Genomic DNA, 21,971 nt, shown 5'->3' with positions numbered 1-21,971 from the left:
GCCCGCCGCAGCAGCGGTCACGGCAGCCGAAGGTCGTCGCAGCCGTGCGTCTTCGCGGACTGTTCGGCGAAAGCCTTGAGCGCCGCGCGCTCGAACTCCAGGTCAGGGTTCTTGACGGTCCGCTCGCCAGCACCCTCGAGAATGGTCCCCAGCCTGTAGAAGGACCGCCCTTGCTGGGCTCCGCACTGTGCGCTGGCGAAACCGCGGTGGTACTTCTCTTGGAACTCCGCCGCTTTCTCCGAAGTCGGATCGAAGTCGGTGGACTTCGCGCGCGCCGTTTCGGCCAAGGAACCGTAGAGGGCTGTCAGCCGGTAGAGCGGAGTGCCCTGCGCGTTGTTCAGGTAGCAGTCCTCCGCCGGGGTGGTCGGGTCGGTGGGAGCATCCGCCACGGAGACCGCCCCGACCCGCTGGGCGCCGTCTCGGAGGGCGGCGACCGGGGCGCAGATGCCCTTCGCCTTGTCGAGGGGCACGGGGTTCCGGACCGGGTCCGGTGCCACCCGTTCGACGGGCCGGCCCAGCGCCGCGTCGCAGTCGTACTTGTCGGCCGCCGCGATCGCGGTGCTGGTGAGCAGGCGGGCGAAGCCGGTACGGTCGTCCGCGCGCTGCTGGGAGTCGAGGCCCGGTTCGTCGCGGGGGGAGTAGAGGGTCCTGGAGCTCACCAGAAGGCTCCTGTCCTTCTGATTGCGACAGGCGAGTTCGACAGTCCCTTGGAGGGAGCCGTCGTGAAAGACCATCGAGCCTCGCCAGCCGCCGCCCACGGGGACCGTTCCGTAGCCGAATGTGTCCACGAACTGATGGGCGTAGTGCGCCCGCACATCGGTGGAGCCCGACACCCGGCTCACCTGGAGGACTACGTTCTCGCCACTGTCGCGGCTCTTCAGGACACACTTGGTTATGCGCCCCTCAGCCATGTTGCCGAAGATGAAGTCGAGCTCCTTCTCGGGCCTGGCGTAGATCCCTCGGCTTCCCAGTGCCGACTGCACGTCCTGCTTGGAGACCACCCCTTCGCAGGCGTTGTTCAGAGAGCGATCGTCCCGCCATTCCTCGTAGCCACCCGTCATGTAGAACGCGGCTCCGGCGGTCAGGAGAAGCACGAGGATTGCGGATCCCGCGATCAGCCAACGACGGTGTTTGGGCACAGATCTGGTCCTAGTCTCTGTGGAGTGGGTCGGTTCCGGGATAGTCAACGGTGGTCAGTGGTCCCTGCCCAGTGCCCCAAGGGTCATCTGACGCGCGGTGTAGTGCTGGTTTTTGGAGTCTCCGACGAGATTTCTCATGAGGGACTCCTCCTGGTCGGTGTGGCCGTTCGACTTGCCCCACTCCCGTACAAGGCGGTCGACCTGCTGCTGGCCTGCGTAGAAGTCCTCCCGGCTGTCCTTGCCGGCCGCCGCTGTGGCCTCGGAGATCTGTTCCTTAGTCCATTCGTACATGGCGAAGTCGAGCATGCGGTTGAGGCCGTCGGCGCCGACCTTCACGCCTTTAGGCATGGCCACATCAGCAGTGATCTGCGCCGGGACGAAGTTGAGCGCTGCACCGGAAGTGGCGGTCACGGCGTGGCTGACATCGCGGGCCCATTGGATGGCCGCGTCGCGTTTGTCGTAGACCACATCGGCCCGCACGCCGTCGTAAAACCCGAAAGCCCCAGCCGCGTTCCTGACGGTGAGCTTGCGGTCCTCCTCCTCATCGAAGGATGTCCGTTTCATGGTCTCGGCGGAGTACTGCTGCTCAGCGTTGTACATCGTGGCGAAGGCGTTCGGATCCTCGGCTACGCCCCGCATAATCCGAGCCAGATTCGCCTGGTGGACGGCCATGTGAACTGTTCCGTTGGCGTCCTTCCACACTTCACCGGCCGAGTTCTCTCTTGGAGCGGCGTCGGTGTAGCGGCCGCTGTTGTTGGACGCGATCTCGTGGGTGTCGCTCGTGTAGTCCGTGAGCATGTGGCCGACGGACGCCCTCAGGTTCGCGTGGAGCTTGTCGCCCTTGCCGTCCGCGTCGAGCGTCCTGATCGTGTTCTGCATGACCCGCGCCTCGGCCTCGGTGTGCCCGCCGATCGCGTGCTTCGTGCCCGGTACGTCGCCGGTCGCCGCCGCCTCCAGCGCGGCGCCTAGCCCCAGCCGGGACGTGGGGTCGTCGAAGTCCTTGATGCCCGCCGGCCCGATCGTCGTGTGCTTGGGCCAGTCACGCTCGTTGATCAGGTACTTCATGCGGTCGTTCTTGCCGTCGGCGCCGGGGTCCAGGAACGACGTGGCGACATCGGGCTGCTTGCCCATGATGCTCAGGAGACCGTCGAGAGGGTCGTTGCCGACACCCTTGTGGCCTCCCGCGATCTTGTTGAAGATCCCCTCGTGCTTCTTCTCGGTGCTGATGATGTCGTCACCGAGGTCGGTGAGGAACTGCTTGCCGTATTTGTCGCCGTGCTTCATCAGCTCGACGAACGGCTGGTACCCGTACATCGGGTTGGTCTTGCTGCCGTAGTTCTTGGCGCCGGCCTCGCGCAGGTCCTTGCGCCACTTCTCGTAGAACGGTGACTTCGGGTCCCGGGTGGCCGTGGAGATGGTGGTCGCGAGGCCGTTCTGGAGCTGTTCGTAGTCCTTCTTGTGGTCGCCCTTGGTCTGGCCACGCAGTCTGTTGGCGTAGTCGATGGCCTTGTCGGGGCCGAGGTCGTTCAGGAAGGTCTGGCTGAACGCGAGGTCGTTCTTGTTGTCGCGCATCAGGCGCATCATTTCGGCGCGCTGCTTGTCGTCCGGGTCCTTGATGCCGGCGAGCCTGCTCGCCTCGTGGGCCTCGACCTTTTCGATGTCGCCCTCGGCCTTGGCGTTGAACCCGTTGGTGATGCCGTCGTTCGGGTCGGAGTCCTGGGTGGCGGCCTTGAGCGCCAGCTTGACGCCCTGGTCGGCGTCGTCGAATTGCTGGACGATGTCGGCGATGTGCTGCGTCCAGGCCGACTCGGCCTTGGGGATCGCGGTCGCGGCGTCGGGGTCGTTCTTCACGCCGGGGTCGTCGCGCTTGGTCCAGGTCGCCTTGCCGTTTTCGTCGATCTTCATGTCTTCTTTGGCGGCGTCGGCGATCGCCGATTTCATCTTGTTGCGCAGTTCGACGAACTGTCCGTGGGCGTCCCGCAGCAGTGAGGCGATGGCTCGGGCTTCCTTCGCGGCCGCGGAGTACTGCTCGTACGTCCGGGTGTTGGCTATCTGGGCGAAGGTGCGGGCGACGCCCTGCCACTGTTCGTCGATGCCGACGTTCCGGACCTGGCTGTTGTAGGCCTTCTGGGCGGTCTCGAAGTCCTTGGCGGCGGCGTCCCACTGGGTGGCGGCCGTGGTCAGCAGGGTGAGGTCCGTGGTCATGACCTGGTGGTACGTGAGCATGGGGTCCGGCCGTTCCCTTAGTTGTAGTCCGTCAGGCGGGACGTGAAGGGCGCGTTGCCGCCCGACTGGCCGGCGGCGGGCAGCCTCGGGGGCAGGAGCGGCGGGCCGTACAGGCCGAACTGGCCGCCGAGGCCCTTGTCGGCGCCCTGGAAGAGTGTGTTGGCGCCCGACAGACCGGCCTTCTCGCCGGCGAGACGGTTCTCCAGCGACTTGACCGAGGCGCGCCAGCCCTTGAGGGCCTCGGTGATGCCCGCGCCCGTGGCCCAGTCCTTGAAGCCCTTGGCCGCGGCTTCCGTGGTCTCGTCCATGACCTTGCCGGCCTTCTGGGTGTCGGGCTGTATGTGCTGCTCCAGCGCCGCGACGGCCGCCTTCTTCTTCGGGGAGGAGGAGGCGAGCCCGGGGCCGCCGCCCTGGGGCCCGACGAACGGGCTGCCAGGTCCGGCCGGCCCGGTGCCGTTGAGGCGTGTGTGGGAGTCCGTCGTCCCGGCACGATCCTCCTGGAGCCGTGCCACGGACTCGGCTCGCAGTTCGTCCCACTCGTTGTCGAATGCCATGCTTTTCCCGTTCCCCCCGGACAGCAAGTCCCGTGTTCACCCTGTGACATCAGGGCATTCGTGTGTTCGAAACTAACAAGGGGGGCGCGCCTGGCGCACCCCCCTTATGAGATGTTCGTCGAAGACCTAAGCACTGACGCCTCCCGAGCCCCTCGCGGTTCCGGCGGCTCGTGTGACCTCTGAGCCCTGCTCGTGCCCGAGGCGGCGCCCCCTTTGTCCGGGACGCGAAGCCCCAGCACTCGCCCGTGCCGGGGTCGGATGCTTCCCAGGGGCTCGCACGTCCGACAGGCTGGGGCCTGAACGCCCTTCTGTGTGCGTTTAGTTCCCCTTGCTCCTGATCCGTGAATCCCGTGCGGGGTGGTCTCGTCGGATGCTCTGCCTGGCGAGGTGGAGCGTTGTCACCAAACCTGCTGCGGCCAAGGCCAGGCCGACATATCCCAAGCGCTGGGTCCGGGCTGTGCCGCAGTCGATGTTGTATGTCGTGGCTCCCATCTCCTCCCGGGGGAAGACGACGGATCCGCACTTCAGGTGCTTGGTTTCTCTTTCGAATATCCCATGGGTCTTGTCGAATTCGACCGGCATGAGGAGAGCCAGAACGGCTCCGACAGAAAGCAATCCGAGCAGGACCGTGCTGATCCGATGGATCCTTCGTCCGTTATCTGCGGAAGAGGTTTTTCCCGATCTGATTGGTACTTGGTCCTCGTGTGCCTCGTTCGGCATTTTCCTCCTCCTATGGTGCTCCGGCCGGGCGTTCTCGCAAAGCTTCCCGCAGAGCTCGCCGGGATCACGCTGACTCCTTTAGGGCCCGGCGTACTCGCTCCCGGTGCTCGCAGTTTCAACTAGTTGGGTCGAAGGTAGGTCAGCGCTTTGTTCCGGCTGGCCGCATAGCTCTGCTCGGCTTCCTGCCTCATCTGCTTCACATCGTTGTAGTGAGGTCTATCCGGGTCCGTCGGGTCAATGCTGCGTTGCTTCGCCGAAGCGTCGATGAGGTCCTTGACGGAAGCTGTGTCTTTTGTCCAGTCCTTGGCGAGGTCCCCGCGAGCCTTTTCGTCGGCCAGGTTCTTGATGTCCTTGGACCAGTCGTATGCGGCGGCATCGATCGTTCGCTGAGCTACGTCTCCAATCACCGGAAGCCCGGTGACGGGGGCGCCACCGAGGTGATAGCCGTATCTGGCCACATCGTCGGCCCAAGCTTTGCGCGCATCCTGTTTGTCCATGATGGTGTCTGCGCCGATGGCGTTGAGGGCGCCGAACGCGGTACCCACGTCTCTGCTGGGGACGTCCCACTCGACGTTGCTTCTCCCCGGCCTGTCCGGCATCCCGGCAAGGATGTCGGCGGAATGCGCGCGCTCGGTGTTGTAGATCAGTGAGAAGTTCTTGGGGTCGTCCGAAACCCCACGGATGACCCGGATGAGACTTTCCTGGGCGACGGCCATATGCGAGTTACCGTCCTTGGTCCAGATGCTTTGCCGGCCGCCCTCGTAACCGTAATTGGAGTTCTGGCCGGTCAGAATCTCATGTGTATCGGTCGCGTAGTCGGTGATCGTTCGTGCAATCGGGGTGCGCAGGTTGGCCGGCAGGTGATCGCCAAACTTTCCGTTGAGGCTCTCGACGGTTTGATGCATGACTCGGGCCTGGCTTTCGGTGTGCGCGGCGCCCATCTTTGCCGACTCGCCGGGCTGGTGGCCGGTTGCGGCGGCCTCGATAGCCTTGGCGAGACCTTTTCGTGCATCTGGGTCCTCGACCTTCCTGAACTGATCCATGTCGGGGTGGGAATAGTTCCCGGTCAGCTCATAGCGAGTGTTCCAGTTCCTGTCGTGCAGGAGGTACTTGAGCCGGTCACCCTTGCCGTCGGGACCAGGATCGAGGAACTTCTCAGCCGTTTTAGGGTCACGGCTCGCTATGTCGAGCAGCCCGTCGAGAGGATCCCTGGCCAACCACTTCGGAGGACCTGCGAGGTGCTTCCCGCTGGGCATGTCCCAGATTCCTGGGTTCTTCTTCTCCGCGGCTATCATGTCGTCGCCCAGGTCGGTCACGAAGCCAGGAGAGAACCCTTTGCCGTGTGACATCAGGGTCACGAGAGACTGGTAGCCCTTTATTTGCACCTTCTGGTGGTCGTCCACGACATCCACCCCAGCGCTTCGCATCCCTTCTCGCCACTTCTCGTAGAAGGCGGAGTTCGGCGAGTTAGTTGCTGTGGCCAGCGAGGTCGCAAGGCCCTTTTCGATACTCAGGGAGCTGGACTTAGTCGCCTCGTCCGAGTTGTTGGAATTCTCATTCAGGCGATTGGAGAAGAGCAAAGTTCCCTTGGGGCCGAGCTCATTGAGGAGAGTCTGGCTGAACTCCACGTTGTGGCTGTTGTCGCGGACAAGGCGCTGCATCTCGGCCAGCGCCTTGGCATCCGAATGGCCACCGGAATTTTCTTTTGCCAGCTCCGCGAATCTCCGCCCTTCGACCTTCTCGATGTCTCCCTCGGCCTTGGCATTGAATCCGTGGTCGATCCCATCGTTCGGGTCCGAATCCTGCGTAGCCGCCGCCAGCGCCAGCTTGACGCCCTGGTCGGCGTCGTCGAATTGCTGGACGATGTCGGCGATGTGCTGCGTCCAGGCCGACTCGGCCTTGGGGATCGCGGTCGCGGCATCAGGATCGTTCTTCACGCCGGGGTCGTCGCGCTTGGTCCAGGTCGCCTTGCCGTTTTCGTCGATCTTCATGTCTTCTTTGGCGGCGTCGGCGATCGCGGACTTCATCTTGTTGCGCAGCTCGACGAACTGCCCGTGCGCGTCCCGCAGCAGCGACGCGATGGCCCTCGCCTCCTTCGCCGCCGCGGAGTACTGCTCGTACGTCCGGGTGTTGGCGATCTGGGCGAAGGTGCGGGCGACGCCCTGCCACTGTTCGTCGATGCCGACGTTCCGGACCTGGCTGTTGTACGTCTTCTGGACGGCTTCGAGGTCCTTGGCGGCCGCGTCCCACTGCGTCGCCGCCGTGGTCAGCAGGGTGAGGTCCGTGGTCATGACCTGGTGGTACGTGAGCATGGTGCGGTCGGCTCCCTAGGCGCGGGCGGACGGGGCGGGCGTGAAGCGTGGGGCGCCGCCCCTCGGCCCCGCACGTCCCGCCCCCGCACCCAGTGCCTCCGCCGCCCGCCGCCCCGCCCCCGCCACCGACCCGCCCCGCACACGCCCGAACGCCACGATTCCCCCCGGAATTCGTCCACATCAGCCCTGACACGCACGCACCAGGGCATTCGTACGTTCGAACCTAACAAAGAGGGGGTGCGCCGAGCGCACCCCCTCTTCAGATCTTGTCGATCCCCTTACTGCTACTGCTCCTCCGGCACCCAGCCCACCTGCACCAGCGGCGTCCCCCGCTTGCGGGAGACGAAGTAGCCGCGGCCCGGCGGCATCGGGCGCGGGCGGACGCCGCCCAGGACGTCGCCCTCGCCCGGGTCGCCCGAGAGGACGAGGCCCTGGGCGCCCAGCTCCCGTACGCGCTGCATGAACTGCTCGAACATCGAGCGGGACGCGCCGGCCGAGCTGCGCGCGATGATGAAGCGGACGCCGACGTCCCGGGCGAACGGCAGGTTCTCGGTCAGGACGGCCAGCGGGTTGCCGCTGCTGGTCGAGACGAGCTCGTAGTCGTCGACGATGACGAAGAAGCGCGGGCCCGACCACCAGCTGCGGTCGCGCAGCTGCTGCGGGGTGATGTCCGGCTGCGGGGCGCGCCGCTCCATCAGCCCGTTGAGGGCGTTGGCGTGCACCGTAAGGGCCGAGGTGATCGGCGCGTACTCCAGCAGGTGCGTGTCGGGGATGACGTCGAGGAGCGTACGGCGGTAGTCGCCGACCACGATCTTCGCCTCGTCCGGGCCGTAGCGCTCGGTGATCTGCTTGGCGAGCATCCGCAGCGCGGCCGTCTTGCCGGACTCGCTCTCACCGAAGACCAGGAAGAACGGATCGGTCTCGAAGTCGACGAAGACCGGCTCCAGATTGGTCTCGTCGATACCGAGGGCGACGCCGTACTGCGGGTACTCGAAGCCCTTGGGGAGCTCGTCGGCGCGCAGCTTGCGGGGGAGGAGCCGGACGCCCGGGGCGCCGGGGCCGGACCACGCCTCGCCGACCGCGCGGACCATCGCGGCCGTCGCGTCCGTGAGCGTCTCGGCGTCGCTGTCGGAGTCGATGCGCGGCTGGGCCGCCATGAAGTGGAGCTTCTCCGGCAGCTGACCGCGGCCGGGCACACCGGCCGGGACGTTCGCGGCGACCTTACGGTCGAACTCCGAGTCCATCGTGTCACCGAGCCGCAGCTCCAGCCGGTTGAGCAGCTGGTCCTTGAGCGAGGCGCGGACCTCCATGTTGCGCGAGGCGGTCACGACGATGTGAATGCCGTAGCCCAGGCCGCGGCCCGCGATGTCGGTGACGACCCCCTCCAGCATCTCGTACTCCTGCTTGAAGTTGGCCCAGCCGTCGACGATCAGGAAGACGTCGCCCCACGGCTGGTCGGTGATCTCCCCCGACGCGCGCAGCCGCCGGAACGTGCCGATCGAGTCGATGCCGTGCGCCCGGAAGTACTCCTCGCGGCGGGCCAGGACGCCCGCCACCTCGGCGACCGTGCGGCGGACCCGCTCGGGGTCCAGGCGCGAGGCCACACCGCCGACGTGCGGCAGGTCGGCGACGGCGCTCATGCCGCCGCCACCGAAGTCCAGGCCGTAGAACTGCACCTCGGCCGGCGTGTGCGTCAGGGCGAACGCCGAGATCAGCGTCCGCATCAGCGTCGACTTGCCGGACTGCGGGCCACCGACGACGAGCATGTTGCCCGCCGCGCCCGAGAAGTCCCGGTACAGGACGTCGCGCCGCTGCTCGAAAGGCTTGTCGACGAGCCCGATCGGCACCGACAGCCGCCCCGCGCGCGGCAGGTCCGGGGCCGTCAGGCCGCGGCCCTCCACCGCCGACAGCGGCGGCAGCAGCTCGTCCAGCGACGACGACCGGTCCAGCGGCGGCAGCCACACCTGGTGGGCCGGCGGGCCCTGGCCCTCGACCCGGCGCACGATCACGTCCAGCACCGTGTCGGCCAGCCCGTCGTCACCCGCCCGCGGCTCGTCCGGCACGGGCGCCGGCGCGGTGTACGTCACCGGCACGGGGTCGGCCGTGAACAGCACCGGGCGCCGCTCGATCGGCAGCGGCCCGCCGCCGGAGCCCGCGCCCGCGCCCGTACGGTACGTGCCCGAGACGTACGCGGCCTTGAAGCGCGTCATCTCGTCCGTGCCGAACTTCAGATAGCCCGAACCCGGCACCGACGGCAGGTGGTACGCGTCCGGCACGCCCAGCGCCGTACGCGACTCGGCCGCCGAGAACGTCCGCAGACCGATCCGGTACGACAGATACGTCTCCAGACCGCGCAGCCGGCCCTCCTCCAGGCGCTGCGAGGCCAGCAGCAGGTGCACACCAAGCGAACGGCCGATGCGGCCGATCTGGATGAACATGTCGATGAAGTCCGGCTTCGCCGTCAACAGCTCGCTGAACTCGTCGATCACCAGGACGAGTGAAGCCAGCGGCTCCAGCGCGGCCCCGGCGGCCCGCGCCTTCTCGTAGTCGTGGATGTTCGCGTAGTTGCCCGCCGCGCGCAGCAGCTCCTGCCGGCGCTGGAGCTCACCCGTGATCGAGTCGCGCATGCGGTCGACGAGCGTCAGGTCGTCCGCGAGGTTGGTGATGACGGCCGCGACGTGCGGCAGCCCCGACATCCCGGCGAAGGTCGCGCCACCCTTGAAGTCCGCCAGGACGAAGTTCAGATTCTCCGACGAATGTGTGACCGCGAGCCCCAGGACGAGCGTCCGCAGCAGCTCCGACTTACCGGAACCGGTCGCGCCCACGCACAGACCGTGCGGGCCCATGCCGTCCTGCGCCGCCTCCTTCAGGTCCAGCATCACGGGCGCGCCGTCCTCGCTGACGCCGATCGGCACCCGCAGCCGCTCCGCGGCCGACCGCGGCCGCCACGTCCGTGCCACGTCCACCGAACCCGCGTCACCCAGGCCCAGCAGATCCGTGAAGTCCAGGTTCGCCAGCAGCGGCTCGTCACCGTCGCCACCGCCCACCCGCAGCGGGGCCAGCTGCCGCGCCAGCGCCTCCGCCGCCTCCATGGACAGCGTGTCCGGCACCCCTTCGTACGTCGCGACCTGCGACATCAGCTGGAGCGAACCCGGCTCCACGACCACCGAGAGGCCACCGCGCAGCTCACCCAGATCGCCCGGCACGACCTCCACGATGGTCACGCCCTGAAGGCCCTCGGGCGCCGCGAACACCGAGTCCGGCGGCACCGCGCCACCGTCCAGCACGACCACCACATGCGGCTGGTCCAGCAGCGGCTGCCCCTCGCGGCTGAACCGCGTACGCCCCTCCAGCCGCGGACGCAGCAGGTCCTCCAGCTCGGCGAGGTCGTCACCGATCAGCCGGCGCGCACCGGCCCCGTCCACCGCACCCGGCACCTGCACATGCGGAAGCCACTTCGCCCACTCCCAGTACGAGGCCGCGCCCCGCGCCGAGACCACCGCGACGACCAGGTCCTCCGGCGAATGCAGCGTCACCAGCTGCGCCACCAGCGCCCGCGCCGTCCCGTGCACCGTCTCCGGCTCACCCGACAGCGTCACGTGGTAGAAGGCCCGCAGCGACAATGCCACCGGCATCCCGTCCAGCGAACCGTGCGTCGCCAGGAACTGCTGCATCGCACCCGTCGTCAACGGCTCCAGGTCGTCTATCGGAGCCGTCTCCGGAGCCACCAGCGGCGTCGAGAGCTGCTGCGTGCCCAGCCCGACCCGCACCTGCGCGAAGTCGTCGTCGCTCGCCCGCCGCTCCCACAGCCGCGTCCCCTCCGCCACCACCGACCACAGCTGATCGGGGGAGGGGTGCAGATAGAACTGCGCGTCCCGCTGCGCCTTCGCCGTGCGCCGCACCGTCCGGCGCGTCTGCGCCAAGTACTTGAGGTAGTCACGGCGCATGTCCGCCGTCTGCCCCTGCGAGCCCTGACGGTGCCGCACCACCATCGCGATGGTCATGCCGAGCGTCGAGCACATCATCATGACGCCCATGATCTTCATCATCGGGGCGGCGCCCGGCATGAAGAAATAGACCATCGACGAGGCCATGCCCAGCGTCGGCAACAGCTGCATCAGCACACTGTCCTGAGCGCCCCTCGGCAGCTCCGGGGGCGCCTCCAGGCGGATCTCCGCGCCGGGCACCTCCGGCGGCAGTGCCCTCGGTGGACGACTGACCACGATCTGGCTCACCGGATGCCTCAACCCCTCCGCACGGCAAGGACAATTCCGCGCGGCACCGCCCGTCACCCCGACGGCGACGGCCTCCCCTGCGCGGAACGGTGATCCTATCGACGTACGCGTCAAGCCTCCCGATAGGGTGGCCGCCGCGCGCAAGCATGAGCGATCACCAGAGTGATCGTCGGAGCGAACCAGAGCGAACCAAGGGGCCCGATAGGTGAGTACGTCCGCTGCGACCGGCTTCTGCCGAGTGACCGTGGTCGCGCCCGACAGCCGGATAGACGTCGCCCTTCCGGACGACATCGCCGTCGCCGACGTGTATCCGGAGATCCTGCGCCTGACCGGGCAGACCCAGCCCGTCGGCGCGCCCACCGGCTACCACCTCGTACGCCGCGACGGCACCGTCCTCGACAGCGCCCGCTCGCTCGCCGCGCAGCGGATCCTCGACGGCGACCTGCTCGCGCTCCGGCCCTTCGCCGAGTCGCTGCCGCCCGCCGTGCACGACGACGTCACCGACGCCGTCGCCGCCGCGGTCACCCGCGACCGCACCCTGTGGAACGACCGGCTCCTGCGGGCCTGGGGCCTGGCCGGGGGAGCCCTGCTGCTCGCCCTCATGGGCTTCGCCCTCTGGTTCGCCGACCCCGCCCGGCACGACACGCACGGCGTGTCCGGGTCCGTGGCCGCCGCCGTCGGCGTCCTGCTGACCGCCCTCGCGGGCGTACGGGCCAGGGTCTACGCCGACCGCGCCTCCGCCGTCGCCCTGGGCCTCGCCGCCCTCCCGCACCTGATGATCGCCGGCTCCGGGGTGCTCGGCCCGGCGGCCGGCGAGGGCGCGGGCCGGCTCCAGTTCCTGCTCGGCTGCGCCGCCGTCCTGGTCGCCTCCGCCGCGCTCGTCGCCGTCATGCCCGCCGGCGACGCGCCGTTCGTCGCCGCCCTCACCGCCGCGGCCACCGGCACCTTCGCCGCCTTCTGCGTGATCCTCACCGACTCCCGCCCCGCCGACGCGGCCGCCGTCTGCGCCGTCGTCGCCATAGGTGCCATCGCCTTCCTGCCCGGCCTGTCCGCCCGGGTGGCCCGCCTCCCCATCGGCTACGCCGCCCCCCGCGGCGCGGGCTCCGACGACCTCGCCGACCGCGGCCAGACGCCCGAGCCCGTGGACGCCGAGCGCATCGCCGCCCAGGTCCGCCGCGGCCACGAACTGCTCCTCGGCCTCGTCGGCGGCTGCGCGGCCGTCGTCGTCGGCTCCACCGCCGTGCTCGCCTTCACCTCCGCGGGCGGCCCCTGGCCCCGGCTGCTCGCCCTGGCCGCCGGCCTGGCGATGCTGCTGCGCGCCCGCCTCTTCCGCTACACCGCGCAGGTCGCCGCCGTCCTCGGCGCCGGGCTGACCGCCCTCGCCCTCCTCGTCCTCGGTCTCGCGCTCCAACCGCCCGCCGGGACCGACGGCTCCCTCGACGTCCGCACCCTCTGGGTCGCCGCCGCCGTCACCCTCGGTGGCGCCCTGCTCACCACCGTCGCCCTGGTAGTCCCCGAGAAGGGTCTGTCACCCTTTTGGGGGCGTGTCTCCGACCTCGCCGAGAGCACCCTCCTCCTCGCGCTCGTACCCCTGTGCCTCGCCGTCCTCGGCCTCTACTCCGCCGCCCGGGGCCTGGCCGGCTAGGCCCCGCGGCGGGGCCGCTGGGCCGGGCTGGTACTGTGTGTAACGGCCGTTTGTGTACGCGCCTCCGGAAAGCCCTCACGGGCCTCTGGGGACAGCGCCCAGCGGGCCCCGCCTCCCGAGTAACGGAAGCTCCCCTGAGACCAAGACCAGGGGCACTCGGTGGCTGAAAAGATTTTTTGAGGAGTACGCGTGTCGCTCGACGCCGCTACGAAGAAGCAGATCATGGCCGAGTTCGCCACCAAGGAGGGCGACACCGGCTCCCCCGAGGTCCAGGTCGCGATGCTCACCCGTCGCATCTCGGACCTCACCGAGCACCTGAAGCAGCACAAGCACGACCACCACTCGCGTCGTGGCCTGCTGCTGCTGGTCGGCCAGCGTCGCCGCCTGCTCCAGTACCTGGCCAAGAAGGACATCACGCGCTTCCGTGCCCTGGTCGAGCGCCTCGGCATCCGCCGCGGTGCCGCCGGCGCCAAGTAAGACACCGTGAAGGGAGCGGTTCCCAAACCTGGGGGCCGCTCCCTTTGCGTATCTCGTGGAAAGCAGAAGCTTTGTAGTCTGGTTTCCACAGCGGCAATGTGCCGCGACTGTACGAGGAGGAGCGCAGCGCTCGCCGCCGGTCCTCGGTAGTGGCCCCCGGATCAGGGAAATCCGGGTGCTTCGATCGAAGACCGGCCAGCACAGGCGCCCCTCCGCCCCCGTCCCGCGCCACACGGGCGCCGGGACGTAGACGAGGAGATATCCCTGGTGGAGAACGAGACCCACTACGCCGAGGCCGTCATCGACAACGGCGCCTTCGGCACCCGCACCATCCGCTTCGAGACGGGCCGCCTGGCCCGTCAGGCCGCCGGCTCCGCCGTGGCCTACCTGGACGACGACACCATGGTGCTGTCGGCCACCACCGCCTCCAAGCGGCCCAAGGACCAGCTGGACTTCTTCCCGCTGACCGTCGACGTCGAGGAGCGGCAGTACGCGGCCGGCAAGATCCCCGGCTCGTTCTTCCGCCGCGAGGGCCGCCCGTCCGAGGACGCCGTCCTCACCTGCCGCCTGATCGACCGCCCGCTGCGCCCGTCCTTCAAGAAGGGCCTGCGCAACGAGATCCAGATCGTCGAGACGGTCATGGCGCTCAACCCCGACCACCTGTACGACGTGGTCGCGATCAACGCCGCCTCCTGCTCCACGCAGCTCGCGGGCCTGCCCTTCTCCGGTCCGATCGGCGCCACCCGTGTGGCCCTGATCAAGGGCCAGTGGGTCGCCTTCCCGACGCACACCGAGCTCGAGGACGCCGTCTTCGACATGGTCGTCGCCGGTCGCGTCCTGGAGGACGGAGACGTCGCGATCATGATGGTCGAGGCCGAGGCCACCGAGAAGACCATCCAGCTGGTCAAGGACGGCGCCGAGGCCCCGACCGAAGAGGTCGTCGCCGCCGGTCTCGAGGCCGCGAAGCCGTTCATCAAGGTCCTGTGCCGCGCCCAGTCGGAGCTCGCCTCCAAGGCCGCCAAGCCCGAGGGCGAGTTCCCGGTCTTCCTGGACTACCAGGACGACGTCCTGGAGGCCCTGACCGCCGCCGTCAAGAGCGAGCTGGCCCAGGCGCTCACCATCGCCGGCAAGCAGGACCGCGAGGCCGAGCTGGACCGCGTCAAGGACGTGGCCGCCGAGAAGCTGCTCCCGCAGTTCGAGGGCCGCGAGAAGGAGATCTCCGCCGCGTACCGCTCGCTGACCAAGGCCCTGGTCCGTGAGCGCGTCATCAAGGAGAAGAAGCGCATCGACGGCCGCGGCGTGACGGACATCCGTACGCTCGCCGCCGAGGTCGAGGCCATCCCGCGCGTGCACGGCTCGGCGCTGTTCGAGCGCGGCGAGACCCAGATCCTGGGTGTCACCACGCTGAACATGCTCCGGATGGAGCAGCAGCTCGACACGCTGTCGCCGGTGACGCGCAAGCGTTACATGCACAACTACAACTTCCCGCCCTACTCCGTCGGCGAGACCGGCCGCGTCGGTTCGCCGAAGCGCCGCGAGATCGGCCACGGCGCCCTGGCCGAGCGGGCCATCGTGCCCGTGCTGCCGACGCGCGAGGAGTTCCCGTACGCGATCCGTCAGGTGTCCGAGGCCCTCGGCTCCAACGGCTCGACGTCCATGGGCTCGGTCTGCGCCTCCACCATGTCGCTGCTGAACGCCGGTGTGCCCCTCAAGGCCCCCGTCGCCGGTATCGCCATGGGTCTGATCTCCCAGGAGATCGACGGCAAGACGCACTACGTCGCCCTCACCGACATCCTCGGTGCGGAGGACGCCTTCGGCGACATGGACTTCAAGGTCGCCGGTACCAAGGAGTTCGTCACCGCCCTCCAGCTCGACACCAAGCTGGACGGCATCCCGGCCTCCGTCCTGGCCGCGGCCCTCAAGCAGGCCCGCGACGCCCGCCTCCACATCCTCGACGTGATGATGGAAGCGATCGACACGCCGGACGAGATGTCCCCCAACGCCCCGCGGATCATCACCGTCAAGATCCCCGTGGACAAGATCGGTGAGGTCATCGGCCCCAAGGGCAAGATGATCAACCAGATCCAGGAGGACACCGGCGCCGAGATCACGATCGAGGACGACGGCACCATCTACATCGGTGCCGCCGACGGCCCGGCCGCCGAGGCCGCCCGCGCCACGATCAACGCCATCGCCAACCCGACCATGCCGGAGGTCGGCGAGCGCTACCTGGGTACGGTCGTCAAGACCACCACCTTCGGTGCCTTCGTCTCCCTGATGCCCGGCAAGGACGGCCTGCTGCACATCTCGCAGATCCGCAAGCTCGCCGGTGGCAAGCGCGTGGAGAACGTCGAGGACGTGCTCGGCGTCGGCGCCAAGGTCCAGGTCGAGATCGCCGAGATCGACCAGCGCGGCAAGCTCTCGCTGATCCCGGTCATCGAGGGCGAGGACGGCGACGAGGCTAAGGACGAGTCCGCCAAGTGACGTCCCGTAGTACACGGAAGACGGCCCGCACCTCTTCGGAGGGGCGGGCCGTCGCCCGTACCCAAACGCTTCTCCAGGGCGAGAACGGCATCGGTACGGTGCGCCGTACCACCCTCCCGGGGGCCTGCGCATCGTCACTGAGACCCTGCCGTCCGTACGCTCGGCGACCTTCGGCATCTGGGCCAACGTCGGTTCCCGCGACGAGACCCCGACGCTCAACGGCGCCACCCACTACCTGGAGCACCTGCTCTTCAAGGGCACCGCCAAGCGCAGCGCGCTGGACATCTCCTCCGCCATCGACGCGGTCGGCGGCGAGATGAACGCGTTCACGGCGAAGGAGTACACGTGCTACTACGCCCGTGTCCTCGACACCGACCTGCCGCTGGCCATCGACGTCGTCTGTGACATGCTCACCGGCTCGCTCATCGAGGCCTCCGACGTCGACGCCGAGCGCGGTGTGATCCTCGAAGAGATCGCGATGACCGAGGACGACCCCGGCGACTGCGTGCACGACCTGTTCGCGCACACGATGCTGGGCGACACCCCCCTCGGCCGCCCGGTCCTCGGCACGGTCGACACGATCAACGCCCTCACCCGCGACCAGATCGCCCGCTTCTACAAGAAGCACTACGACCCGACCCACCTGGTCGTGGCCGCCGCGGGCAACGTCGACCACGCCAAGGTCGTCCGCCAGGTCCGCGCCGCCTTCGAGAAGGCCGGTGCCCTGGGCCGTACGGACGCGGTGCCCGTCGCCCCGCGCTCCGGCGCCAAGGCGATCCGCACCGCGGGCCGCGTGGAGCTGCTCGGCCGCAAGACCGAGCAGGCGCACGTCGTCCTCGGCATGCCGGGGCTGGCCCGCACCGACGACCGCCGCTGGGCGCTCGGCGTGCTCAACACCGCCCTGGGCGGTGGCATGAGCTCGCGCCTCTTCCAGGAGGTCCGGGAGAAGCGCGGTCTCGCCTATTCGGTCTACTCCTACACCTCGGGCTTCGCCGACTGCGGCCTCTTCGGCGTCTACGCCGGCTGCCGCCCGAGCCAGGTCCACGACGTGCTGCGGATCTGCCGCGACGAGCTGGACAAGGTCGCCGCGGACGGACTGTCGGACGAGGAGATCACCCGCGCCGTCGGACAGCTGTCCGGCTCCACGGTCCTCGGGCTGGAGGACACGGGCGCGCTGATGAACCGGATCGGCAAGAGCGAGCTGTGCTGGGGCGAGCAGATGTCGGTCGACGACATGCTGGCGCGCATCTCGGCCGTCACCCCGGACGAGGTCCGCTCGGTGGCCCGCGATGTACTGGGGCAGCGTCCCTCGCTGTCCGTCATCGGCCCGCTGAAGGACAAGCAGGCGGCAAAGCTCCACGACGTCGTGGCCCGCTAGGCCCGAACGGGCCCGAGAGAAGGAAGTACCGAGGATGAGCAAGCTGCGCGTGGCGGTCATCGGCGCCCACGGCCGGATCGGCTCCGAGGCCGTACGGGCCGTGGAGGCCGCCGACGACATGGAACTGGTGGCCGCGCTGGGCCGGGGCGACGAGCTGGAGACGCTGACCCGGGCCGGTGCCCAGGTCGCGGTCGAGCTGACGCACCCCGACTCGGTGATGGAGAACCTCGAGTTCTGCGTCGCCAACGGCATCCACGGCGTCGTCGGCACCACCGGCTGGACCGAGGACCGCCTCGCGCGGCTGCACTCCTGGCTCGACGCCTCGCCGTCGACCGGTGTGCTCATCGCCCCGAACTTCTCCATCGGGGCCGTCCTGACCATGACCTTCGCCCGGCAGGCGGCGCGCTTCTTCGAGTCCGCCGAGGTGGTCGAGCTGCACCACCGCGGCAAGGCGGACGCCCCCTCGGGCACCGCCACCCGCACCGCGCAGATGATCGCGGAGGCCCGGGAGGCCGCCGGCCTGCCGCGGCAGGAGGACCCGACCACGCACGGCCTGCCCGGCGCGCGGGGCGCGGACGTCGACGGGGTGCCCGTGCACGCCGTGCGGCTGCGGGGCCTGCTGGCCCACCAGGAAGTCCTCTTCGGCGACACCGGTGAGACGCTCACCATCCGGCACGACTCGCTGCACCACAGCTGCTTCATGCCCGGCATCCTGCTGGGCGCGCGCCGCGTGGTGGACACGCCCGGGCTGACCTTCGGCCTGGAACACTTCCTGGATCTGGGCTGAGCACCGTGCGCGCGAAGATCGTCTATTTCGGGCTGGCCGCCGTCCTGGTCGTCTACTTCTTCCTGGTCGGCAGCCGCGGCATCATGCTGATCAGGCAGGGGACGGCGATCACCGTCGCCTTCGGCGTGGCGGTGCTGGTGCTGCCCTTCATCGGTGCCTGGTTCCTCTACCAGACCACCCGGTTCGCCCGGGCCGCCAACCGGCTGGCCCAGGAGCTGGAGGCCGAGGGCGGCCTCCCCGTCGACGAGCTCGTAAGGACACCGGGCGGCCGGATCGACCGCGATTCCGCGGACGCCGTCTTCGCCCGGCGCCGGGCCGAGACGGAGGACGCCCCGGGGGACTGGCGGGCGTGGTTCCGGCTGGCGGTGGCGTACCACGACGCACGGGACACCCCGAGGGCCCGCAAGGCCATGCAGCGGGCCATCGCCCTGCACGACGGAAAGCCGGTGCGGGCCGAAGCGGTCTGACGGCGAACGGAAGAGGGGCGGGCAGGAGAATTCTCCTGCCCGCCCCTCTTCCTGTTTCCGGGGTCCGGAGCTCCGCTCCGGACGACGAGGGCGTGTCACACGGCCCGGAACTCCGCGACGCGACGCTCCACGGCGGCCACCGCCACGGCGAACCGCTCCGGGCGCCCCAGGAAGTCCGCCCCGTGATCGGTCACGACGGTGACCACGGGCTCGCCCTGCCCCCGGGTGACGACCAGCGCCTGCCCCTGGACCGTACGGGGCAGCCCGAGCCACCGCACCGGCTGCTGCACGGTCCGCACCCCCGCCACGTCCGCCCACGGGAGCACCGTGCTCGACAGCAGCCGGACCTGCCGCAGCCCCTCGGGGCTCAGCCAGAGGCCGACCTGGACCAGCCGTACGGCCGCCGCTATCAGCAGCGCGGCCACGGCCGCACAGATGCCGGCGCCCGGGAGGGAACCGGCGATGGCGATGATCAACGCCGAGAAGAGCACGTACGAGGCGAGCAGCAGTACCAGCGCGGCACCGCCGACCCGCCAGGGGCCGACCCGGTACGGACGCCGCCGGCGGGAGCGGTCCTCGTAAGGCAGGTACGCCTCGGGGGCCGGGCCCGCGGGTGCGGTGTCGTCTCGGTCGGCTGTCAGGAAGGGCAGGGGCATTGGGCGAGGTTATCCATGCGTGAAGGGCCCGGCCACCTCAGGGTGGACGGGCCCTTCACGCCGCGACCGAGCGGTTTCCGGTCGACAATCAGCTGGAAATCGGCCGGAAGACGGCCGGACCGGTCAGCGACCGTCCTTGGCCTCCGACTGCTGCGTGTGGTGCGTGCTCGTGCCCGCCTGCATCGCCGGCATGCCGAAGAGCAGCGCCCCGACCAGCCCCGCGGTCACCGTGATCCCCACGAGGGCCTGACGGGCCAGCTGCGAGCGGGTCGCGCGGACCCGGGGCGGCGGCGTGACGTTGCTGCGGTAGCGCTCGGATTCGGCGACGAAGGCGAAGGGCACCGGCTCACGGCTGGGGGCACCGCCCAGCGGTAGCTGGGGGAGGAACATGAAGGGCTCTCCTAGGAACCTCGAAGTGTGCTGTCACACAGAAGGACGTTCGAAAAGCGCTTCGGGTGCCCGTTTTCGGCGACTTCTGTGAAAAATCTCAACAGCCGCCCCGGCTCATCCCTCCGCCCCGCTCTGTCACGGGCCGAGTGTCAGTGGCGGCCCGTAGGCTGGTCGCCGCCCGAGCAACGTGATTTGGAAGGACCCCGCCGGTGACCGACAGCCCCACCGAGTACGCCAAGCCCACATTCCGCGGTGATGTGACCGTCGAGCTGGTCAAGCACAGCGCCGCCGACTCCGACGTGCTGTGGGCCGCCCGCGTCTCCACCGCCGGTGAGCAGTCCCTGGAGGAGATCACCAAGGACCCCGAGCGGTCGAAGGGGCTCATCAATTACCTGATGCGCGACCGCCACGGCAGCCCCTTCGAGCACAACTCGATGACCTTCTTCATCAGCGCCCCGATCCTCGTCTTCCGCGAGTTCATGCGCCACCGCGTCGGCTGGTCGTACAACGAGGAGTCCGGCCGCTACCGCGAGCTCCAGCCGGTCTTCTACGTCCCGGGCCAGGACCGCAAGCTGGTCCAGGAGGGCCGTCCGGGCAAGTACGTCTTCGTCGAGGGCAGCCAGGAGCAGCACGACCTGACCACCCGCGTCATGGAGGACTCCTACCGCCAGGCCTACGAGGCCTACCAGGAGATGCTGGCCGCCGGTGTCGCCCGTGAGGTCGCCCGCTCGGTCCTGCCGGTCGGACTCTTCTCCTCCATGTACGCCACCTGCAACGCCCGCTCGCTGATGCACTTCCTCGGCCTGCGCACCCAGCACGAGCAGGCGACGGTCCCCTCCTTCCCGCAGCGCGAGATCGAGATGGTCGGCGAGCAGATGGAGGCGGAGTGGGCCAAGCTCATGCCCCTCACCTATGCCGCGTTCAACAAGAACGGGCGCGTCGCTCCCTGACCGCGCCCCTACGCACCGGTAGGGAAGGTGTCCGTATTGCGGCTTTTCCCGACTTTCATCTAGGCTGAAGAAACGGACCCGGTACTGCTTGAACCCCCGAGCAGGCAGTGCCGGGATCCCTTTGGCACTCCCCGAGGGAGCACCTCACGGTGAGCAACGAGTAGCGTGGCCCCCATGGCTCCGACCTCCACACCGCAGACGCCCTTCGGGCGGGTCCTGACCGCCATGGTCACGCCCTTCACCGCTGACGGCGCCGTCGACCTCGACGGTGCCCAGCGCCTCGCCACCCACCTGGTGGACGCCGGCAACGACGGCATCGTCGTCAACGGCACCACCGGCGAGTCGCCCACCACCAGCGATGCGGAGAAAGCCCAGCTCGTGCGGGCCGTGGTCGAAGCGGTCGGCGACCGCGCCCACGTCGTCGCCGGAGCCGGCACGAACGACACCCACCACAGCCTCGAGCTGGCCCGCGCCGCCGAGCAGGCGGGCGCCCACGGCCTCCTGGCCGTCACCCCGTACTACAACAAGCCGCCGCAGGAGGGCCTCTTCCGGCACTTCACGGCCATCGCGGACGCCACGGAACTCCCCGTGATGCTCTACGACATCCCCGGCCGCAGCGGCGTCCCGATCAACACCGAGACGATCGTCCGTCTGGCCGAGCACCCCCGGATCGTCGCCAACAAGGACGCCAAGGGCGACCTGGGCCGCGCCAGCTGGGCCATCGCCCGCTCGCGCCTCGCCTGGTACTCCGGCGACGACATGCTCAACCTGCCGCTGCTCTCCGTCGGCGCGGTCGGCTTCGTGTCCGTCGTCGGCCACCTCGTCACCCCCGAGCTGCGCGCGCTGCTCAGCGCCCACCTCGCCGGTGACGTCGCCAAGGCGACCGAGATCCACCAGAAGCTGCTCCCGGTCTTCACGGGTATGTTCCGCACCCAGGGCGTGATCACCACCAAGGCGGCCCTGGCCCTCAAGGGCCTCCCGGCCGGTCCGCTGCGACTGCCGCTCGTCGAGCTCTCCCCGGAGGAGACCGAGCAGCTGAAGCGCGATCTCTCGGCCGGCGGGGTAGAGCTTTAACCAGAGGCCGCACCCGGCGCACCCGGCGCCCGTCGGACCAGGCGGCGCCCACAGACTTCACAACTGAATACGGAAACAACTGCAAGTGCACGAATGTCACGCGCGCCATGTGTCCCAGGAGGACATGTGGCGCGTGTGGTGAGGAGAGTCTTTTGAGTCACCCGCACCCTGAACTCGGTCCCCCGCCGAAGCTCCCCGAGGGCGGCCTCCGGGTCACGCCCCTCGGCGGTCTCGGCGAGATCGGCCGCAACATGACCGTCTTCGAGTACGACGGCCGTCTGCTGATCGTCGACTGCGGAGTGCTTTTCCCCGAGGAGGAGCAGCCCGGAGTCGACCTGATCCTGCCCGACTTCTCGTCCATCCGGGACCGCCTGGACGACATCGAGGGCATCGTGCTCACGCACGGCCACGAGGACCACATCGGTGGTGTCCCCTACCTGCTTCGCGAGAAGCCGGACATCCCGCTGATCGGCTCCA

At 69.0% G+C, this 21,971-nt stretch carries 15 protein-coding genes and 1 pseudogene (1 of these 16 cut by a window edge); 9 read left to right on the top strand and 7 right to left on the bottom strand.

Translation table 11 applies throughout. The annotated features are described in order from the left end of the window. Positions 1 to 17 precede the first annotated feature (17 nt). From SMD11_RS09140 to eccCa, 5 genes are all read right to left on the bottom strand, one after another. On the bottom strand, positions 18 to 1,139 hold the full coding sequence (locus SMD11_RS09140) for a hypothetical protein (protein WP_159395270.1): 1,122 nt from the start codon (positions 1,137 to 1,139) through the stop codon (positions 18 to 20). A gap of 54 nt (positions 1,140 to 1,193) precedes the next feature. Beyond that, a complete protein-coding gene (locus tag SMD11_RS09135; RefSeq protein ID WP_087925972.1) occupies positions 1,194 to 3,365 on the bottom strand; it encodes a DUF6571 family protein in 2,172 nt (723 codons plus the stop codon). Between the two features lie 17 nt (positions 3,366 to 3,382). Then, positions 3,383 to 3,919, bottom strand: coding sequence for a hypothetical protein (locus SMD11_RS09130; protein WP_087925971.1), 537 nt, complete (start codon positions 3,917 to 3,919; stop codon positions 3,383 to 3,385). 839 nt (positions 3,920 to 4,758) lie between these two features. Further along, positions 4,759 to 6,930, bottom strand: a complete 2,172-nt coding sequence (locus SMD11_RS09125) for a hypothetical protein (protein ID WP_159395269.1) — start codon at positions 6,928 to 6,930, stop codon at positions 4,759 to 4,761. Between the two features lie 305 nt (positions 6,931 to 7,235). Beyond that, positions 7,236 to 11,186: a type VII secretion protein EccCa gene (gene eccCa, locus SMD11_RS09120; protein WP_087925969.1), complete on the bottom strand. Its 3,951-nt coding sequence runs from the start codon at positions 11,184 to 11,186 to the stop codon at positions 7,236 to 7,238. A gap of 205 nt (positions 11,187 to 11,391) precedes the next feature. Here eccCa and eccD point away from each other — a divergent pair, with 205 nt between their 5' ends. The 6 genes and pseudogenes from eccD (at position 11,392) to SMD11_RS09090 (ending at position 18,424) form a co-directional block, all read left to right on the top strand. Then, positions 11,392 to 12,831: a type VII secretion integral membrane protein EccD gene (gene eccD, locus SMD11_RS09115; protein ID WP_087925968.1), complete on the top strand. Its 1,440-nt coding sequence runs from the start codon at positions 11,392 to 11,394 to the stop codon at positions 12,829 to 12,831. Positions 12,832 to 13,020: 189 nt separating this feature from the next. Beyond that, positions 13,021 to 13,308: a 30S ribosomal protein S15 gene (gene rpsO, locus SMD11_RS09110; protein WP_045934183.1), complete on the top strand. Its 288-nt coding sequence runs from the start codon at positions 13,021 to 13,023 to the stop codon at positions 13,306 to 13,308. Between the two features lie 267 nt (positions 13,309 to 13,575). After that, a complete protein-coding gene (locus tag SMD11_RS09105) occupies positions 13,576 to 15,792 on the top strand; it encodes a polyribonucleotide nucleotidyltransferase (protein ID WP_087925967.1) in 2,217 nt (738 codons plus the stop codon). Next, positions 15,789 to 17,170 (top strand): annotated as a pseudogene (locus SMD11_RS09100) (M16 family metallopeptidase). Before SMD11_RS09105 ends, SMD11_RS09100 begins: the two are co-directional and overlap by 4 nt. A 34-nt stretch (positions 17,171 to 17,204) precedes the next feature. Then, positions 17,205 to 17,957 (top strand): 4-hydroxy-tetrahydrodipicolinate reductase, encoded by a 753-nt coding sequence (dapB, locus tag SMD11_RS09095; RefSeq protein WP_087925966.1) that lies wholly within the window; start codon positions 17,205 to 17,207, stop codon positions 17,955 to 17,957. 5 nt (positions 17,958 to 17,962) lie between these two features. Beyond that, on the top strand, positions 17,963 to 18,424 hold the full coding sequence (locus SMD11_RS09090; protein WP_087925965.1) for a tetratricopeptide repeat protein: 462 nt from the start codon (positions 17,963 to 17,965) through the stop codon (positions 18,422 to 18,424). A 95-nt stretch (positions 18,425 to 18,519) separates the two neighbouring features. On the opposite strand, the gene SMD11_RS09085 is transcribed toward SMD11_RS09090, so the two are convergent. Both SMD11_RS09085 and SMD11_RS09080 read right to left on the bottom strand, forming a co-directional pair. Beyond that, entirely contained in the window at positions 18,520 to 19,080 is a 561-nt protein-coding gene (locus tag SMD11_RS09085; protein WP_087925964.1) for a PH domain-containing protein, read from the bottom strand. A gap of 123 nt (positions 19,081 to 19,203) precedes the next feature. Next, entirely contained in the window at positions 19,204 to 19,470 is a 267-nt protein-coding gene (locus tag SMD11_RS09080) for a hypothetical protein (protein WP_087925963.1), read from the bottom strand. A gap of 209 nt (positions 19,471 to 19,679) precedes the next feature. On the opposite strand from SMD11_RS09080, the gene thyX reads away from it, so the two are divergent. The 3 genes from thyX to SMD11_RS09065 form a co-directional block, all read left to right on the top strand. Continuing rightward, complete coding sequence (gene thyX, locus SMD11_RS09075; RefSeq protein ID WP_087925962.1) at positions 19,680 to 20,420, top strand: FAD-dependent thymidylate synthase; 741 nt, start codon at positions 19,680 to 19,682, stop codon at positions 20,418 to 20,420. A gap of 174 nt (positions 20,421 to 20,594) precedes the next feature. Continuing rightward, on the top strand, positions 20,595 to 21,494 hold the full coding sequence (dapA, locus tag SMD11_RS09070; RefSeq protein WP_087925961.1) for a 4-hydroxy-tetrahydrodipicolinate synthase: 900 nt from the start codon (positions 20,595 to 20,597) through the stop codon (positions 21,492 to 21,494). A 152-nt stretch (positions 21,495 to 21,646) separates the two neighbouring features. Beyond that, positions 21,647 to 21,971, top strand: partial view of a ribonuclease J gene (locus tag SMD11_RS09065; protein WP_087925960.1) — the 5' end (the start) only. The gene runs 1,361 nt beyond the window's last position; the window shows 325 of its 1,686 coding nt (coding positions 1–325); its start codon is at positions 21,647 to 21,649; the stop codon falls past the right edge of the window.

Origin of the sequence: Streptomyces albireticuli (assembly GCF_002192455.1) — a bacterium.
GTDB classification, from domain to species: domain Bacteria; phylum Actinomycetota; class Actinomycetes; order Streptomycetales; family Streptomycetaceae; genus Streptomyces; species Streptomyces albireticuli_B.
The sequence above is the reverse complement of the archived record's forward strand: the minus strand, read 5'-3'. Positions and strand labels throughout refer to the sequence as shown.

What these genes read in the sequence shown, in the direction of transcription:
- SMD11_RS09135 (WP_087925972.1), bottom strand. Translation starts at nt 3,365, where the DNA reads ATGCTCACGTACCACCAGGTCATGACCACGGACCTCACCCTGCTGACC.
- SMD11_RS09130 (WP_087925971.1), bottom strand. Translation starts at nt 3,919, where the DNA reads ATGGCATTCGACAACGAGTGGGACGAACTGCGAGCCGAGTCCGTGGCA.
- SMD11_RS09125 (WP_159395269.1), bottom strand. Translation starts at nt 6,930, where the DNA reads ATGACCACGGACCTCACCCTGCTGACCACGGCGGCGACGCAGTGGGAC.
- dapB (WP_087925966.1), top strand. Translation starts at nt 17,205, where the DNA reads ATGAGCAAGCTGCGCGTGGCGGTCATCGGCGCCCACGGCCGGATCGGC.
- SMD11_RS09085 (WP_087925964.1), bottom strand. Translation starts at nt 19,080, where the DNA reads ATGCCCCTGCCCTTCCTGACAGCCGACCGAGACGACACCGCACCCGCG.
- SMD11_RS09080 (WP_087925963.1), bottom strand. Translation starts at nt 19,470, where the DNA reads ATGTTCCTCCCCCAGCTACCGCTGGGCGGTGCCCCCAGCCGTGAGCCG.
- dapA (WP_087925961.1), top strand. Translation starts at nt 20,595, where the DNA reads ATGGCTCCGACCTCCACACCGCAGACGCCCTTCGGGCGGGTCCTGACC.